The sequence below is a fragment of the Streptomyces exfoliatus genome (assembly GCF_000725545.1).
In the GTDB taxonomy this organism is placed as follows: Bacteria; Actinomycetota; Actinomycetes; order Streptomycetales; family Streptomycetaceae; genus Streptomyces; species Streptomyces exfoliatus.
On record NZ_JNZP01000002.1, the window covers coordinates 338,102 to 353,312 of the forward strand.

At 73.0% G+C, this 15,211-nt stretch carries 13 protein-coding genes; 5 read left to right on the top strand and 8 right to left on the bottom strand.

Annotation, left to right across the window (positions count from 1 at the left end; translation table 11 throughout):
- Positions 1 to 6 precede the first annotated feature (6 nt).
- Genes IO20_RS0104695 through IO20_RS0104705 form a run of 3 tightly spaced genes read right to left on the bottom strand, consistent with a single transcriptional unit; the run spans position 7 to position 3,100 of the window.
- A complete protein-coding gene (locus IO20_RS0104695) occupies positions 7 to 825 on the bottom strand; it encodes a carbohydrate ABC transporter permease (protein WP_030545811.1) in 819 nt (272 codons plus the stop codon).
- A complete protein-coding gene (locus tag IO20_RS0104700) occupies positions 825 to 1,775 on the bottom strand; it encodes a carbohydrate ABC transporter permease (protein ID WP_030545809.1) in 951 nt (316 codons plus the stop codon). Before IO20_RS0104700 ends, IO20_RS0104695 begins: the two co-directional genes overlap by 1 nt.
- 17 nt (positions 1,776 to 1,792) lie before the next feature.
- Positions 1,793 to 3,100 (bottom strand): ABC transporter substrate-binding protein, encoded by a 1,308-nt coding sequence (locus IO20_RS0104705; protein WP_030545807.1) that lies wholly within the window; start codon positions 3,098 to 3,100, stop codon positions 1,793 to 1,795.
- Positions 3,101 to 3,249: 149 nt separating this feature from the next.
- Between IO20_RS0104705 and IO20_RS0104710 the strand changes: the two genes are divergently transcribed.
- On the top strand, positions 3,250 to 4,302 hold the full coding sequence (locus IO20_RS0104710) for a LacI family DNA-binding transcriptional regulator (RefSeq protein WP_030545804.1): 1,053 nt from the start codon (positions 3,250 to 3,252) through the stop codon (positions 4,300 to 4,302).
- A gap of 27 nt (positions 4,303 to 4,329) precedes the next feature.
- Here IO20_RS0104710 and IO20_RS0104715 read toward each other — a convergent pair whose 3' ends face one another.
- A complete protein-coding gene (locus IO20_RS0104715) occupies positions 4,330 to 4,986 on the bottom strand; it encodes a fasciclin domain-containing protein (RefSeq protein WP_030545802.1) in 657 nt (218 codons plus the stop codon).
- A 236-nt stretch (positions 4,987 to 5,222) separates the two neighbouring features.
- On the opposite strand from IO20_RS0104715, the gene IO20_RS0104720 reads away from it, so the two are divergent.
- Positions 5,223 to 5,927 carry an adenosylcobinamide amidohydrolase gene (locus IO20_RS0104720; protein ID WP_030545800.1) on the top strand — a complete coding sequence of 235 codons (705 nt, stop codon included), beginning with the start codon at positions 5,223 to 5,225 and terminating at the stop codon, positions 5,925 to 5,927.
- Between the two features lie 56 nt (positions 5,928 to 5,983).
- Positions 5,984 to 7,036: a MerR family transcriptional regulator gene (locus IO20_RS0104725; RefSeq protein WP_051874239.1), complete on the top strand. Its 1,053-nt coding sequence runs from the start codon at positions 5,984 to 5,986 to the stop codon at positions 7,034 to 7,036.
- Positions 7,037 to 7,117: 81 nt separating this feature from the next.
- Here the strand turns inward: IO20_RS0104725 and IO20_RS0104730 are convergent, their stop codons facing one another.
- The 4 genes from IO20_RS0104730 to IO20_RS0104750 form a co-directional block, all read right to left on the bottom strand.
- On the bottom strand, positions 7,118 to 7,774 hold the full coding sequence (locus tag IO20_RS0104730; RefSeq protein WP_078945808.1) for an alpha/beta fold hydrolase: 657 nt from the start codon (positions 7,772 to 7,774) through the stop codon (positions 7,118 to 7,120).
- Between the two features lie 263 nt (positions 7,775 to 8,037).
- A complete protein-coding gene (locus IO20_RS0104735; protein WP_078945807.1) occupies positions 8,038 to 8,736 on the bottom strand; it encodes a sigma-70 family RNA polymerase sigma factor in 699 nt (232 codons plus the stop codon).
- A 119-nt stretch (positions 8,737 to 8,855) separates the two neighbouring features.
- Entirely contained in the window at positions 8,856 to 10,229 is a 1,374-nt protein-coding gene (locus IO20_RS0104740) for a cryptochrome/photolyase family protein (RefSeq protein WP_030545792.1), read from the bottom strand.
- Between the two features lie 302 nt (positions 10,230 to 10,531).
- A complete protein-coding gene (locus tag IO20_RS0104750) occupies positions 10,532 to 12,160 on the bottom strand; it encodes an SDR family oxidoreductase (protein WP_051874238.1) in 1,629 nt (542 codons plus the stop codon).
- Between the two features lie 157 nt (positions 12,161 to 12,317).
- Here IO20_RS0104750 and IO20_RS0104755 point away from each other — a divergent pair, with 157 nt between their 5' ends.
- The gene (locus IO20_RS0104755) at positions 12,318 to 12,809 is read left to right on the top strand and encodes a MarR family winged helix-turn-helix transcriptional regulator (RefSeq protein WP_030545788.1); all 492 of its coding nucleotides are present in this window, start codon (positions 12,318 to 12,320) and stop codon (positions 12,807 to 12,809) included.
- Between the two features lie 120 nt (positions 12,810 to 12,929).
- Positions 12,930 to 15,152 carry an MMPL family transporter gene (locus tag IO20_RS0104760; RefSeq protein WP_030545786.1) on the top strand — a complete coding sequence of 741 codons (2,223 nt, stop codon included), beginning with the start codon at positions 12,930 to 12,932 and terminating at the stop codon, positions 15,150 to 15,152.
- Positions 15,153 to 15,211: the final 59 nt, after the last annotated feature.

Genomic DNA, 15,211 nt, shown 5'->3' on the forward strand with positions numbered 1-15,211 from the left:
TGTCGGTCACTTTCCTCCGACTCCCATCAGGCCCTGGACCAGGGCGCGACGGGCGAACAGGTAGACGAGCAGGATGGGGAGCATGGACAGGACGACGGCCGCGAGGAGGCCCGGCATGTCGACGCCGTGTTCGGTCTGGAAGTCGTACAGACCCATGGTGATGACCTTGTTCTCGGAGGACTGGGTGAGCACGAGCGGGAAGAGGAAGCCGTTCCAGGCCTGGAGGGCGGAGAACACGATGACGGTCGACAGGCCGCTCTTGGACAGCGGCATCACCAGTTGGCGGAAGATGCGCCAGGAGGAGGCTCCGTCGACGGTCATGGCCTCGTACAGCTCGGACGTGATGTCCCGCATGACGCCGGAGAGGATCAGGGTGCACACCGGCATGGCGAAGGCGGCGGTCGGCAGGATGACGCCGATGAGGTTGTCGTAGAGGCCGGCCTCGTTGATCAGGTAGAACATCGGGACGATGACGGCCTGCGAGGGGATGGCCAGGCCGAGCAGGAACAGCCGGAAGACCCTGCCCGTGGCCTTGCCGTCGCTTCTGACGATGGCGTACGCCAGCGGTGGTACGAGCAGCAGGACGATGCCCACCACGCAGACCGTGACGATGACCGTGTTGAGGAAGTACTGGGCGAAACCGTCGCTCAGGTCGTTGACGTAGTTGTCGAGGGTGAACCGTTCGGGGAGGCCGAGCGGGCCGTTCGCCGCGTAGTCCGCCCGGCTCTGGAAGGTGGCGACCAGCATGACGTACAGCGGCAGGCCGACCACGAACAGCCAGATCAGCGAGCCGAATCCGGCCAGGTGGTTGGGGCGGCGCCTCATCACACGCCCTCCATGGTGCTGCGCATCTTGTCGTAGCCCGTCAGACGGACCATGACGAGCGACACGAAACTGGCGACGAGGACGAGCAGCAGCGCGATCGCGGACGCCGTTCCGAACTCGAAGCTCTTGAAGGCCTTCTGGTACATGTAGTACGCACTGTTCGTGGTGTCGGTGCCCGGACCGCCCTGGGTGAGGATCAGCACCGTGTCGAAGGTCGTGAGGCCGCCCACCACCATGAGGACCATCGAGGTCACGATGCTGTTCCGCAGCTGCGGCAGCGTGATGTGGAAGAACTGCCGGAACCTTCCGGCGCCGTCGATCTGGGCGGCCTGGTAGAGCACCTGGGGGATGGCCCGCGCGGCGCCCTGGTAGATGAGGGTGTGCAGCGGGGTGAACTGCCAGGTGCTCACGAAGACGAGGACGCCGATGGCACCGGCCTGCACGCCGAAGAGGTTGCCGTCGCCGAACAGCCATCTGGCCTGCGAGGGCACGCCGAAGTTCGGGTCGAGCACGGCGCGCCAGAGCACGGAGACGGCGGTGATGGACAGCAGGAGCGGGACGAAGTAGATGGCGGAGAGGACGGCCCGGTTGCGCTGGTGGCCGGCGGCCCAGACACCGAGCAGGATGCTGATCGGGGTCTGGACGACGACGCCGAGCACGGTGAGCAGCAGGCTCAGCCAGAGGCTCTTGAGCATGACGGGGTCGTCGAGGAGCTTGCTCCAGTTGTCCAGGCCGGCGAACTCGGGTGAGCCGAGGCCGTTCCAGCTCGTGAAGGAGAGCACGACGACGAGGAGGAGCGGCACGATGGCGAACAGGCCGAAGAAGACGGCGGCGGGAGCCGCCCAGACGAAGCCGGGGCGGCTCACACCGGTTCCGGCGGCGCGGCCGGGCCGTGTCGCCCGGCGTCGCGTCTTCTCGCTGTCCACGGCGGGGGCTGTGGCGGTGGTCATGTCGGACGTCCCGGAGGTCAGGCCGCGGGCAGGGTCTGCATGGCGGCGATGAAGGCGTCGGCCCCCATCTGTCCGTTGAAGAACTGCTGGACGGCCTGGTGGATGGTGGTGGTGGCGGCCGGCGGGTACGCCTGGTCCCAGGAGAGCTGGAACGCCGGGGCCTTCTTGACGAGTTCGTACTGGTACGTGGAGTAGGCCGGGTTCGCCGAGCCGTCCAGGAACTTCGGGGTGTTGGTGGTGGTGGGCAGGTTGCCGATGCCGAGCTGCGCCTTCACGAACTCGTCCGAGTACATGAGCTTCAGGAACTCGGCCACCGCCTCGGGGTGCTCGGTGTTCTTCAGGACCGAGTAGTAGTTGTTCGTATTGCCCGCGAGGTTGTTCGGGTCCCCCTTGCCTCCCTCGACGGTCGGGAAGCTGCCGTAACCGAGGTCCTTCTTCACGAAGTCCGGGTAGGCGTCCTGCAGGGTGGAGTACTCCCAGGAGCCCATGAGCTCGAAGGCGGCCTTGCCGGTGGCGAGCAGGGCGGGCGAACCCCCGTCGGTGAACTTGACCGAGTCGTAGTTGCTGCCGAAGGCGCCGGTGTCGATCAGCTCCTTGAGCATGACGAGCGCCTTCTTGCTGTCGGGGCTCGCCCAGGCGCTCTTGTCCCCGCCGACGGCCTTCTGGAAGAGGTCGGGGCCCGCGACCCGGTCGTACATGTACTGGAACCACATCTGGGTGGGCCACTTGTCGCCGCCGCCCAGGGCTATGGGGGTGACGCCCTTGGCCTTGAGGGTCTTGACGGCGGTCAGCAGTTCGCTCCAGGTGCGGGGGGCGGCGACGCCGGCGTCCGCGAGGACCTTCTTGTTGCTGAACAGCAGGACGGGCTGGGTGCCGCGCATGGGCACGCCGTAGGGCTTGCCGTCCACGACGGCGGTGTTGAAGACCGACGGCAGGAAGTTGGACTGCAGGCCGGGGTCCTTGGCGATGAAGTCGTCGAGCGGCATGAGGAGCCCCGCGTCGACGTAGGGCTTGATGCTGCCGCCGCCCCAGTTGAAGAAGACGTCGGGGGCCTGCTTGCCGCTGATGATCGTCTGCAGCTTGGCCTGGTAGTCGGCGCCCGGGATGGTGTCGAGGACGGCCTTCACCTTCGAGGTCTTGTTGAAGGTCTCGACGAGCTGCTTCTCCACCTTGTTGGCCGCGTCGCCGTACACCAGTATGTGGATCTTGTCCGAGCCCCCGTCGGCGGAGTCCCCGGAGTTGCCGCAGGCCGCCAGGGACAGGGACAGGGTCAGCGTCACTCCGCCGACGACAGCGGTCCTCAGGAGCTGTGCGGGTCGCTTCATCGCCTCACCTTTCGAAAGAGTTGCGATCCAGTTACCGAAACTTCACGGGTCGGGACGCTAGGGTTGCGGAAGCAGGCGGGTCAACCCACTGGCGGCGAGTTACCAAAGCGTGACCCTGCTGCGGTCCGCCGCCGCTTTATGCTGCTCAGATGCGAGATGACGAGGAGAGCAGGCGGATCACCCTGGCCGAGGTGGCCGAGAAAGCCGGGGTCTCGCTTTCGACAGTTTCGAAGGTGCTCAACGGGCGGCAGGACGTGTCGTCCGTCACCCGCGGCAAGGTGGAACGCCTGCTGGAGACGCACTCCTACCGGCGGACCACCCGGGCGGCGCGGGAGGCCCCGCTCATCGAGCTCGTCTTCCACGAGCTGGACAGCGTGTGGTCGATGGAGCTGATCCGGGGCGTGGAGAACCTCGCCAAGGCCCACCAGGCGAGCGTGGTGCTGACCGAGAGCGGCACCCGCCACGCACCGGCGAGCGACTGGATCGAAGGGGTGCTGCAGCGCCGGCCGATCGGCGTGGTCCTCGTGTTCTCGGCCCTGCCCGACGCCGTCAAGCAGCAACTCGGCGCCCGCTCCATCCCGTTCGTCATCGTCGACCCGGCGGGCGACCCGGAGCCGGACGTACCGTCCGTGGGCTCGGCGAACTGGAGCGGCGGGGTCGCCGCGACCCGGCACCTCATCGAACTGGGGCACCGGCGCATCGGGATCGTCACCGGCCCCGAGGACATGCTCTGCTCCCTCGCCCGGCTGGACGGCTACCGGTCGGCGATGAACATCGCGGGCCTGGCCGGCGACGCCTCCCTCGTCCGGTTCGGCGACTTCCACGTCGAAGGCGGCTACGCGCACGCGATGGAACTGCTGCGGCTGCCGGACCGGCCCACCGCCATCTTCGCGGGAAGCGACCTGCAGGCGCTCGGGGTGATGGAGGCGGCCAGGGTGTGCGGGCTGCGCGTGCCCGAGGACCTGTCCGTCGTGGGGTACGACGACGTGATGATCGCGCGGTGGTCCAGCCCGGCCCTGACGACGGTGCACCAGCCGCTGCGTCAGATGGGCGAGGAGGCCGTGCAGATGCTGCTCCGGCTGCGGGCGGGGGAGCTGTCCGTGACCCGCATGGAACTCGCGACCAGCCTGGTCGTCAGAAACAGCACGGCCCCCCCGCCCGAGGAGACGGTGCCGGCTTCGCCGGCGTCCTCGGGCGGGTAGGGCCGCGCCTTACCCCTCCGCCGACCGCTACTTGGGCATCAGGACGGTGTCGACGATGTACACGGTGGCGTTGGCCGTGGGGACGTTGCCGCAGACGACCTTCGAGGAGTCGTTGACGGTGTACGCCTCGCCCGAGCCCTCCGTGGTGAGCGTGCCCGTCTGCAGGGTCTCGAAGGAGCCGTTCTCCAGCTGCTTCGGCGTCAGCTTCTGGCCCACGACGTGGTAGGTGAGGATCTTGGTCAGCATGTCCTTGTCGGCCAGCACCTTGTCCAGGTCGGCCTTCGGGATCTTCGCGAAGGCGTCGTCGGTCGGCGCGAACACCGTGATGTTCTCGGCGTTGTTGAGGGTGTCGACGAGCCCCGCCTGCTTGACGGCGGCGACCAGCGTGGACAGCGCCGGGTTGTTGGAGGCGGCGGTGGCGACGGGGTCCTTGGCCATGCCGTCGAAGGAGCCGGCGCCGTCCTTCGGCACCGAGGCGCAGCCCGGACCGAACGGACCGTCGGCGGCCGTGGCCGTGGCCGTCCCGGTCGTGGGCGTGTTCTCCTGCGCCGCCGGCGCCGAGGCCTCTGCACCGGCCTCGGACCTGGTGTCCGAGCCGGAGTCCGAACAGGCGGCCAGGGAGAAGGGCAGCGCTGCCGCGGCTGCCACGACGACGGCGGCGCGGCGGAGGCGAAGAGCGTTCATGAGGAGGAACCCCTTGTATCGGGTGCGCGGTGGAAGGCGCACGGAGAGCGAACGGCACGACCACCCCGGCCGGGAGTGCGGTGACGCGTCCGGACCACCGGCGGGGTCTCCCCCGCCGCGGCCCTGTTGTCTGTCACAGGTGTTTCGGAGCGGCGTGCCGTCCGGATGGGTCCGGAGCCGATCCGGAGGGGTCTTTCACCCGTCCGAGTGAGGAGAGCCGCGCGGTAAGGTGGGGGGTGCTTCCGCGAACCCCCCTCCTCACCAGCGCTTCCCTCTCGGACGCCGGCCTTCTCACGCATATGGAGCAGGGCCGGGAGTGGCCGCTCCTCGTGTGGGCCCCGGGACCGGGCGTGCGCATGGTGTCGAGCGCCGTGCTCGGCGGAGGCATCGGTACGCGCGCGTGGGTGCTCAACGCCCAGGTCCCGCCCGGCTACGACCGGAGCGACCCGGAGACGCACCTGCGCGAACTGGCCTCCGGTGCGGGGCTCTCGGGGCCCGGCGTGGGCCTGATGACGGCGGCCTCGGTCGCGGACCGGCGGCACGCGGCCGACGGCGGCGTGCGGGCGGTGGTCACCGCGGGGATCGGGGTACGGGGCTGGGCCGCCGCACCGGGGCGCGGTTCCGTCGCGGCCCCGCGCCCGGGGACCATCAACATCATCGTGTCGCTGCCCGTGGCCCTCACCGACGCCGCGCTCGTGAACGCGGTGGCCACCGCCACCGAGGCGAAGACCCAGGCCCTGGTCGAACTCGGGGCGGACGCCTCGGGGACGCCGACGGACGCCGTGTGCGTGGCCGCGCCTTGCCCGACCGGCCACGCCACCGGGCCGACCGCAGGACTGCCCGCCGAGCCGTTCGCCGGTCCGCGCTCGCTCTGGGGTGCGCGGCTCGCCCGCGCGGTGCACGCGGCGACGAGAGCGGCCTGCGAGGGGCTGCTCGTCTGAGTCGTGGAGGCCGGGACGGTCGGCTTCGCATCGATTGTGCGTCGTACGCTGGGGGCATGTCCGATTCCGACAGGGGTGACGAGACGGGTTCCGATACGGAGCACGGCCTCACGACCGGCGCCGTCGCCCGGCGTCTCGGGGTGTCGCCGACCACGCTGCGCTCATGGGACCAGCGGTACGGCATCGGGCCCGCCTCGCGGGCGGAGGGGCGGCACCGGCGGTGGGCCCCGGGTGACGTCGCCATGCTGGAGGAGATGTGCCGGCTCACGGCCTCCGGTCTGCCTCCCGCGGAAGCGGCCCGGTCGGCCCTGTCGGCGCGGTCCGGCCTGTCGGCGCGGTCTGGCCTGTCGACGCGGGCGGCCCTCCCGGCGCGGTCGGCTCCTCGGGCACCCCTCCCCCGCGCCCCGGCCGCCCGCCGGCCGGGATCGGGCAGCGGTCTCCCGCTCGGTGACGTACGCCTGGAGTGTCGTGGGCTGGCGCGCGCCGCCGTGCGGCTCGACGGGCCCACGCTCGACGTCCTGCTCCGCGAGGTCGTGGCGGACCACGGTCTCGTCACCGCCTGGGAGGAGGTGATGGTGCCCACCCTGCACGCGGTGGGGCGCAAGTGGGAGTCGTCCGGGGACCGTTACGTCGAGGTGGAGCACCTGCTGTCCTGGCACGTGTCGACCGCGCTCCGGCAGGTCGCGCCCGCCGGGCCCGTCGCCGTGACCTCCCTGCCGCCGGTCCTCCTCGCGTGCGTGCCCGCCGAGCAGCACACGCTCCCGCTGGAGGCGTTGGCCGCGGGTCTCGCCGAACGCGGCCTGCCCGCCCGGATGTTCGGCGGGGCCGTCCCCGCCGAGGCGCTCGACGCCGCCGTGCGGCGCACGGGTCCGGTCGCGGTCGTGCTCTGGTCGCAGGCACGCTCGACCGCGCACCACGCCCTGGCCCAGCACGTCGCCGCGCGGTCGTTCGGCGTCAGGGGGGCGAGGACGCACCCCTTGGTGATGCTCGCGGGACCGGGCTGGGCCGGCCGGTCCGTACAGCCGGGGATGCTGCGCCCCGGCGGTCTGCGCGAAGCGCTCGACAGCCTCACCCGGCTCTACGGGGAACCGCATCCGACCGTCGGATGACACCGGAGGGCGGGGCCGTACCGTTCCCCGATTCCGGCGGGAAGGCCGGCCGGTCGCGCCGCCCGACGGCTTCCCTCCGCCTCAGCCGTGCGAGAGCAGTGCCGCCGTGAGTTCTGCCGCGCGGCGGTGCCACAGGTCCGCGCCACGGAGCATGGCGTGACCTCCGGTCGGCATCGGGATGCCCGCCGCGTCGGCGCCCGCCGCCCGTGCCCTGCGGACGAAGTCCCAGGAGTCGCGGGCGGCCGTGACGCGGTCGGTCTCGTCGTGGAGCAGGTAGAGCCGCCGGCCGCCGAGGTGCTCCACGGGCTCGCCGGCGGGACACCAGGGTGCGAGCGCCACGACACCGCGGACGTGCGGGTCGCCGGCGGCGCGGAGGGCCGCGCGGCCTCCCATGGAGTGGCCCAGGAGCACGACGGGCACGGGCCCGGCCTGTTCCCGGAGGCTCGCGAGGGCGGCTTCCGCGTCCCTGGCGGCGTCGGCGCGCGGGCCGTTCCAGCCGCGGTGGCGGTACCGCACGTCGGCGACCAGCACGTTCCTGCCCCGTACGGCCCGGGTCACGGCCGTGGCGAAGGGGCGCATGCGCAGCGCCGGGAGGTTGAGGGCCGGCGGCGGCTCCGGCCCGTCGGCGCGACCGCCGTGGAGCAGCAGCACGGCCGCGGTCGGCACGGGAGGAGCGCTGCGGACGACGAGGGCGCCAGGGGTGTCCGGGCGGGCGGCGCGCCGGGTGCGGCAGGTCATCGCGCGGCCGCCGGGTTCGTGTGCCGGCGCGCCGGCCGACGGAACCCGCGGGTGCGGGCCGGGTGGGCCGCGTAACCGGGCCGCTGCGGCATGTGTGGCCTCCAGGAGTCGTCGCGGGCCCGCTTCCCCGGGCGAGCGGGACGCTCATGCCGAGGGGAGGTGACCGTGAGGGCCGCAGTCTGCCAGGTCGACGTGTCCGCCGGGTACGGAGCCCCGTCATCCATGGACCACCGGTACGAGGGGTGGGATCGCGGCCCGGGTGTTCAGTCCGGAATCTCGCCGCCGGCGCGCGCCCGGTCGGGGGCCGTCGGCGTGGTGGCCAGGCTGCGGCGCATCCGCTGGAGGCCCCGGCGGGCGTGGCTCTTGACGGTGCCGAGGGGGAGGCCGGTCCGGTCGGCGATCTGCGCCTGGGTCAGGTCCGCGAAGTACGCGAGGGTGAGCACGTCCCGCTGGTCCCGCGGCAGGCGGGCCAGTTCACGGGTGACCACGATCCGGTCGAGGACGTGCTCGGGGCCCTCGTCCGTGACGGTGGCCGGCATCAGGGCAGCGGCGGCGGCGAGGTCGAGCCGGCGCGTCCTGGCGGTGAGCGCGTCCGCGGTCTTCCGTCGCGTGATGCCGACGAGCCAGGCGGGTACCGAGCCACGCTCGGGGCGGTAGCCCGCCCGGCCGCGCCAGGCGGCGAGGAAGACCTGCTGGGTGACGTCCTCCGCCTCGCGCGGGTCGCCCAGCGAGCGGACCGCGAGGGTGTGCACGAGGCGGGCCCAGCGGCGGTGGGCGACGGCGAGACAGTGTTCGTCGCCCCGAACGAGACCCCGGCCGATCTCCTCGTCCGACAGCGCGTCCGACAGGGGGTCGCTCAGCGCGTCGGACCGCGTGTCGGCCCCTGTGTCGGACAGCGCGTCGGACCGCGGGTCGGACAGCGTGCCGGGGTCGGGCCGGACGGCGGTGCTGGTCACGGTCATGACGGGTCCTCCTGCTCCGGGGCCGGTGCTCCCAGGTCCCCAGCGTCCGGCGTCCGGAGGAGTCGCTTCAACACGCGTCGATCGTGCGTCGTATCGGTTTGGCGGACCCCGACCGGGGGTCAGTCGCGCCCCCGGGCGTGCCGGAAGCGGCTGAGGCCGTCGGCGAGGTCGACGATCGGGTCGGGGTAGTCGTACTCGGCCCGGTCCAGCCCCTTCAGACGCCAGGGTTCGTGGACCGAGGGACCGGGCAGAGCCGCGAGTTCCGGGACCCAGTTCCGGACGTAGGCACCGTCGGGGTCGTAGCGCTTCCCCTGGAGTACGGGGTTGAGGACACGGTTCGGCCGGGAGTCGGTGCCCGTCCCCGCCACCCACTGCCAGTTCAGCTGGTTGTTCGCGATGTCGCCGTCCACGAGCAGGGAGAGGAAGTGCCGGGCCCCCTCGCGCCAGTCGAGGTAGAGCGTCTTGGTGAGGAAGGACGCGGTGAGCAGCCGGCCCCGGTTGTGCATCCAGCCCTCGTGCGCGAGTTGGCGCAGGGCCGCGTCCACCACGGGGTAGCCGGTCCTGCCCTCCCGCCAGGCCCTCAGGTCCTCCTCGGCCTCCTCGCCCCGCCGCCAGCGGTCGTGGCGGGGCCGGTAGTCCTCGGCCGCCGTGTCCGGCCGCGCGGCGAGCACCTGCTGGTGGAAGTCCCGCCAGCACAGCTGCCGTACGAAGGCCTCGGCCCCCGCGCCGCCCCGGGCCCGTGCCCGGTGCACGGCCTCGGTCGCCGAGACCGCGCCGAAGTGCAGGTACGGCGAGAGGCGCGAGGTCACGTCGCCCGCGAGGTCGTCGTGGCCGGTTTCGTAGGCGTCGGCGTGGCGGGACAGCCAGGCGCCGAGCCTCCGGCGCCCCTCGCTCTCGCCTCCCGTGGCGAGGCCCGGCGACACGTCCGCGACGGACGCGCGGGCCGGCGGGCGCTCGGAGCGGAGGTCCTGCGGCACCGGCACCGACCGGGGGGCCGCGAGGGGCGTGCGCAGCGGCTCGGAGGTCCAGCGCCTGAAGTACGGGGTGAACACCGCGAAGTGGTCGGAGCCCTGCGGGGTGACGTCGCCGGGCGGTACGACGGTGGTCACGGCGTCGTGCACGTACAGACGGCGCCCGTCGGACTCCAGGGCGTCGCGCAGCCGTGCCTCCCGGGCTCGGGCGAAGGCGGAGTGCCCCGCGGCCATGTGGACCTCATCGGCGTCGGCCTGCCGCACCACCCGGCACACCTCGGCGACGGTGTCGCCGTCGCGCACGACGAGGCGCCCGCCGCGCTCCCGCAGCCCGGCGTCGAGGTCGGCCAGGCAGTCGGCGAGGAAGGCGAGCCGGTTGGGCGCCGCGAACCCCGCCCGGTCCACGGCGGGGTCGCGGACGAACAGCGGCACCACCTCGTGCGCCGCCTCCGCGGCCGCGTGGAGCGGGGGATGGTCGTGCAGGCGGAGGTCGGAGGTGAAGAGGACGACGGAGACGGTCATGGCGCGCTTCCTCGGGAGGGTGGGTCAGGGGCGGGCCGTGCGGGGCCGGGCGCCCGGCGGCTGCGGGGAGACGTGTGCTGCGGCCCCGTGTCCCCTTCGGCGTGCGACCGGCCCGCGGATGCGTCGGCGGCCGCCGACGCGTGGACGGCGACCGCCCGTCCGTGGACGGCATCCGCCCGCCCATGAACGCCGGCCGCCACCCCGTGGACTCCGGCCGCCCGGCCGTGGACGCGGACCGCCCGGCCTTGGGCTCCGGCCACGGCGCGTGGCCGACGGCCCGGATCATGGCTGCGGCGCCCCGCTCACGCCCGGGGCGGTCCCGGGTCCCCGGTGGGACCGGTCCCTGACGGGCGGGAAGCGCCGACGGGCTCGGGCTTCCCGGCGGGGTCCGCCGTGCCCGTGGGCGGGCGGTGCGCCGCCCGCTCCGCCGCCCGCGCGATGTTCCGCGCCATCCCGCCGAAGACGACGGCGTGGAACGGCGACACGCTCCACCAGTACGCCTGCCCCGCGAGCCCGCGCGGGTGGAACAGGGCGCGCTGGCGGTATCGGGTCCGCCCCAGGTCGTCCCGCTCGACCCGCATCTCCAGCCAGGCGAGCCCCGGCAGCCGCATCTCGGCGCGCAGCCGCAGCAGGGTGCCGGGCTCGATCTCCTCGACCCGCCAGAAGTCGAGCGCGTCGCCCGCCCTGAGCCGCTGGGCGTCGCGCCGGCCCCGGCGAAGGCCCACCCCGCCGATGAGCCGGTCGAGCCAGCCCCGTACAGCCCAGGCCAGCGGGAAGGAGTACCAGCCGTTCGCGCCGCCGATCCCCTCGACGACCTGCCAGAGCTCCCGCTGCCCCGCGTCGACGATCCGCTCGCGTTCGTCGGTGTAGAGGCTGCCGCCCGCCCAGTCGGGGTCGGTGGGCAGGGGATCGCTGGGGGCCCCTGGGAACGAGGCGGAACTCCACCGGGTGGCGACCCGGGCCTCCTGGACCCGCTGCAGGGCGAGCCGGAGGGCCTCGTCGAAGGAGATGGGGGTGCCGGGCGGGTCGGGGACGTGGTCGGCGATGTCGTGGTCGGCGCACACCACCTCGTACCGCAACGACTCGGCGAGCGGGCGGGCCAGGGAGGCGGGGACGGGCGTGACGAGTCCGACCCAGAGGCCGGACAGGCGCGGGGTGAGCATGGGGACGGGCAGGATGAGCCGTCGGCGCAGTCCTGCGACCTGCGCGTAACGGACCATCATGTCGTGGTAGGTGAGGACGTCCGGGCCGCCGATGTCGAACGCGCGGTTGACGTCCTCCGGCATCCGCGCGCTGCCGACGAGATAGCGGAGCACGTCGCGTACGGCGATGGGCTGGACGCGGGTGCCGACCCAGCGCGGCGTCACCATCACGGGGAGCCGTTCGGTCAGATGGCGGAGCATCTCGAAGGAGGCGGAGCCCGAGCCGATGACGACGGCGGCCCGCAGCACGGTGGTGGGGACACCGGATGCCAGCAGGATCCGGCCGACCTCGGCCCGGGACCGCAGGTGCGGGGAGAGTTCCCGCTCGGGGACGTCCGCGGGTTCGAGGCCGCCGAGGTAGACGATGCGGCGCACCCCGGCGGCGCGGGCCTCCTCGGCGAAGGTCCGGGCCGCCTTCCGGTCGGTCTCCTCGAAGCCGTGCCCGGAGCTCAGGGAGTGCACCAGGTAGTAGGCCACCCGCACGTCGCGGAAGGCGGGGCGCAGGGTGGCGGCGTCGGTGACGTCCCCACGGACCACCTCGACCCGGTCCGCCCAGGGGTGGTCGCGCAGGTTGGCGGGGGTGCGGGCGAGGCAGCGCACGCGGAATCCGGCGTCGAGCAACTCGGGGACGAGCCGGCCGCCGATGTACCCGCCGGCGCCGGTCACGAGGCAGAGCGGACGGTCGGACGCGGGCCGGGGGTGCGTCTCCACGGGGTCGTGCGTCGCCATGGGGTGCTCCGTTCCGTACGGGGGTCTGGCGCGAGCGCCCTGGATCTGTCACGAGCGCGCAGGGGCTCTCGCGAGTGAGCGAGCGGGGCTCTCCCGTCATGCTTCCCCGTGCGCGGTCCGGGCGGATGCTCGGGAGCGATGTCTATAGGCTGAACGCGTGCCCCGCCATGAAGACCGAGACGCCACCGCCGCCCCCGAGGACACCGTGGGTGACCTGCAGAGCTTCGCCGTCGCGCTGCGCCGGACCCAGGGCGAGCTCAATCGGCTGGTGCACGGTTTCGCGCAGGCGCAGGGCCTGCACCCCACGGACGTCCAGGCGCTGGCCGTCGTCCTGGACAGCCCGGAACCGCTGACGCCGGGGCGGCTGCGGGAGCATCTCGGGCTCACGTCCGGCGCGGTCACGGCCTGCCTCGACCGCCTGGAGAAGGCGGGACACATCCGCAGGACCCGGGAGAGCGCGGACCGCCGTGTCGTGCACATCCGTTACGAGGACGGGGCGAGGGCCGCGGCCCGGCGGTACTTCATGCCGCTCGCGGAGGCGGCGGACCGGGCCAGGGAGCAGTTCGGCCCGGCCGAGCTCTCGGCCGCGCTGCGCTTCCTGAACACGCTGAACGACGAGCTCGGAGCCCTGCGCGTGCCGCGCCGCTGAAGCGGCGCATCCGTCCGGCAGGCTGAAACCGAAGGGGTGTGGAGAGCCGTGGTACCCGCATGATAGAAAATCTCTCATTCATTGAGATAGTCAATGCCTGAGATATAGTTCGGAGCCCCGATGCCGCCCAGCGCCGCCCGCAGGACCCGCCTTCTGCTACCCCTGGTCCTCCTCGTCGCCTGGCTCGCCGTGGGCGGCGGTCTGGGCCCCTTCGCCGGACGCCTCGGCGAGGTCGCGGCCAACGACCAGGCGGCCTTCCTCCCGCGCAGTGCCGAGTCCACCCGTGTCATCGAGGAGCAGAAGGCGTTCCGCGGCTCCGAGACCGTGCCCGCGATCGTGGTGTGGACCGCACGGGACGGCGGACCGGTGGCCGCCGGTTCGACGGCCGAGGCGACCCGCGCACTCACCTCGCTCACCGGGCGCGAGGGGATCGTAGGCCCGCCCTCCCCCGCGCTGCCCTCCGAGGACGGCGAGGCGCTGCGCGCCGTCGTCGCCCTGGAGCCGGACCTGGGCGAGGAGCTGCCGACGACGCTCGACACGATCCGGAAGGCGGCTGCCACGGTTCCGGGAACGACCGTCCATCTCGCCGGTCCGGCCGCCACCCAGGCCGATCTCTCCGGCGCCTTCTCGGGGATCGACGGGCTGCTGCTCGGGGTCGCCCTGATCGCCGTGCTGCTCATCCTGCTGGTCGTCTACCGGAGCGTCCTGCTGCCCCTCATGATCATCCTGGGGGCGGTCTTCGCCCTCGGCCTCGCCTGCGCCGTCGTGTACGTGCTCGCCGACGCCGGGGTGCTCAGGGTCGACGGCCAGGTGCAGGGCATCCTGTCCATCCTGGTGATCGGTGCCGCGACGGACTACGCCCTGCTGCTCGCCGCCCGCTACCGCGAGGAGCTCACCGCGCCCGGCGCGGACCGCTTCGCCGCGATGAACCGCGCCCTGCGCCGCTCCTTCGAGCCGATCGTCGCCAGTGCCGCGACCGTCGCCCTCGGCCTGCTCGCCCTGCTCGTCAGCGACCTGGCCAACAACCGGGCGCTCGGGCCCGTCGGCGCCATCGGCATCGTGTGCGCGGTCCTCAGCGCCCTGACCTTCCTGCCGGCCGCCCTCGTCCTCACGGGGCGCGCCGCGTACTGGCCGGCCCGGCCGAAGGCCCTTCCCGAAGGCACGGGAACGCCCGCTGACACCGGCACGACCACAGCCGAACCCACAACCACCGCCACCACAACCCAGCCCACAACCACCGCCACCACGGCCGGCGGCCCGGCCGTCTGGCACCGGATCGCCGCCCTGGTCGACCGCGCACCCCGCAAGGTGTGGGCGGTCACCCTCGCCGCCCTCCTGGCCTGCGCCGCCTTCGCACCGGCCCTGAACTCCCGCGGCGTGCCCTTCGACGAGATCTTCGTGAACGACGCGCCCTCCGTCGCCGCCCAGGAGACCCTCGGCCGCCACTTCCCCGGCGGCGCGGGCAACCCCGCGGTGATCATCGCGGACGCCGGAGCGGTCACGCGGGTGGTCGCGGCCGCCGAGGCCGTCCCCGGCGTCGACTCGGCCTTCCCGGTCGGCGCCACGGGCCGCCCCGCCCCCGGCGAGCCGCTCGTGGTCGACGGCAGGGTCCGCGTCGACGCCACCCTGTCCGCCGCCGCCGACAGCGACGCGGCGCGCGACACGATCGCCAGGCTCCGTACCGCCGTCCACGCGGTGCCCGGGGCGGACGCCCTGGTCGGCGGCTCGACCGCCCAGCAGTACGACACCCAGCGCACGGCGGCCCGGGACCGGACGCTCATCGTCCCGGTCGTGCTGGCGATCATCCTGCTGATCCTGGTGGCGCTGCTGCGCTCCCTCGTGCTGCCGCTGATCCTCGTCGCGACGGTGGCCCTCAACTTCGCCGCCACTCTGGGCGTTTCGAGTCTGGTGTTCGAGCACGTCCTCGGCTTCACCGGTACGGACGCGTCGGTACCGCTGTACGGCTTCGTCTTCCTCGTCGCACTCGGGGTCGACTACAACATCTTCCTGATGTCCCGGGTCCGCGAGGAGACGGCGCGCCACGGCGTGCGGGAGGGCGTCCGCATCGGGCTGACCGCCACCGGCGGTGTGATCACCTCGGCCGGCGTGGTGCTCGCCGCGACCTTCGCCGCGCTGGGCGTCATTCCGCTGGCGTTCCTCGTGCAGATCGCCTTCATCGTCGCGTTCGGCGTGCTGCTCGACACCCTGGTCGTCCGCTCGCTCCTCGTTCCGGCGCTCGTCCGGGACCTCGGCCCGGTGGCGTGGTGGCCGGGAGCCCTGAGCCGTCTTCCCGCGGATCGGGGCCGCGCGGACCAATCCGTGGAGGCCGGTGCTCCGAAGTAGGGGCGTAAGCGAGGACACGCAGGCACAGGCAGCGGCGCACGCACGGGCGCGGACGACCA

Excerpts from the sequence above, each read along its gene's own strand:
- IO20_RS0104695 (WP_030545811.1), bottom strand. The coding sequence starts at position 825 with ATGAGGCGCCGCCCCAACCACCTGGCCGGATTCGGCTCGCTGATCTGG.
- IO20_RS0104700 (WP_030545809.1), bottom strand. The coding sequence starts at position 1,775 with ATGACCACCGCCACAGCCCCCGCCGTGGACAGCGAGAAGACGCGACGC.
- IO20_RS0104705 (WP_030545807.1), bottom strand. The coding sequence starts at position 3,100 with ATGAAGCGACCCGCACAGCTCCTGAGGACCGCTGTCGTCGGCGGAGTG.
- IO20_RS0104710 (WP_030545804.1), top strand. The coding sequence starts at position 3,250 with ATGCGAGATGACGAGGAGAGCAGGCGGATCACCCTGGCCGAGGTGGCC.
- IO20_RS0104715 (WP_030545802.1), bottom strand. The coding sequence starts at position 4,986 with ATGAACGCTCTTCGCCTCCGCCGCGCCGCCGTCGTCGTGGCAGCCGCG.
- IO20_RS0104725 (WP_051874239.1), top strand. The coding sequence starts at position 5,984 with ATGTCCGATTCCGACAGGGGTGACGAGACGGGTTCCGATACGGAGCAC.
- IO20_RS0104730 (WP_078945808.1), bottom strand. The coding sequence starts at position 7,774 with ATGACCTGCCGCACCCGGCGCGCCGCCCGCCCGGACACCCCTGGCGCC.
- IO20_RS0104735 (WP_078945807.1), bottom strand. The coding sequence starts at position 8,736 with ATGACCGTGACCAGCACCGCCGTCCGGCCCGACCCCGGCACGCTGTCC.
- IO20_RS0104740 (WP_030545792.1), bottom strand. The coding sequence starts at position 10,229 with ATGACCGTCTCCGTCGTCCTCTTCACCTCCGACCTCCGCCTGCACGAC.
- IO20_RS0104750 (WP_051874238.1), bottom strand. The coding sequence starts at position 12,160 with ATGGCGACGCACGACCCCGTGGAGACGCACCCCCGGCCCGCGTCCGAC.
- IO20_RS0104760 (WP_030545786.1), top strand. The coding sequence starts at position 12,930 with ATGCCGCCCAGCGCCGCCCGCAGGACCCGCCTTCTGCTACCCCTGGTC.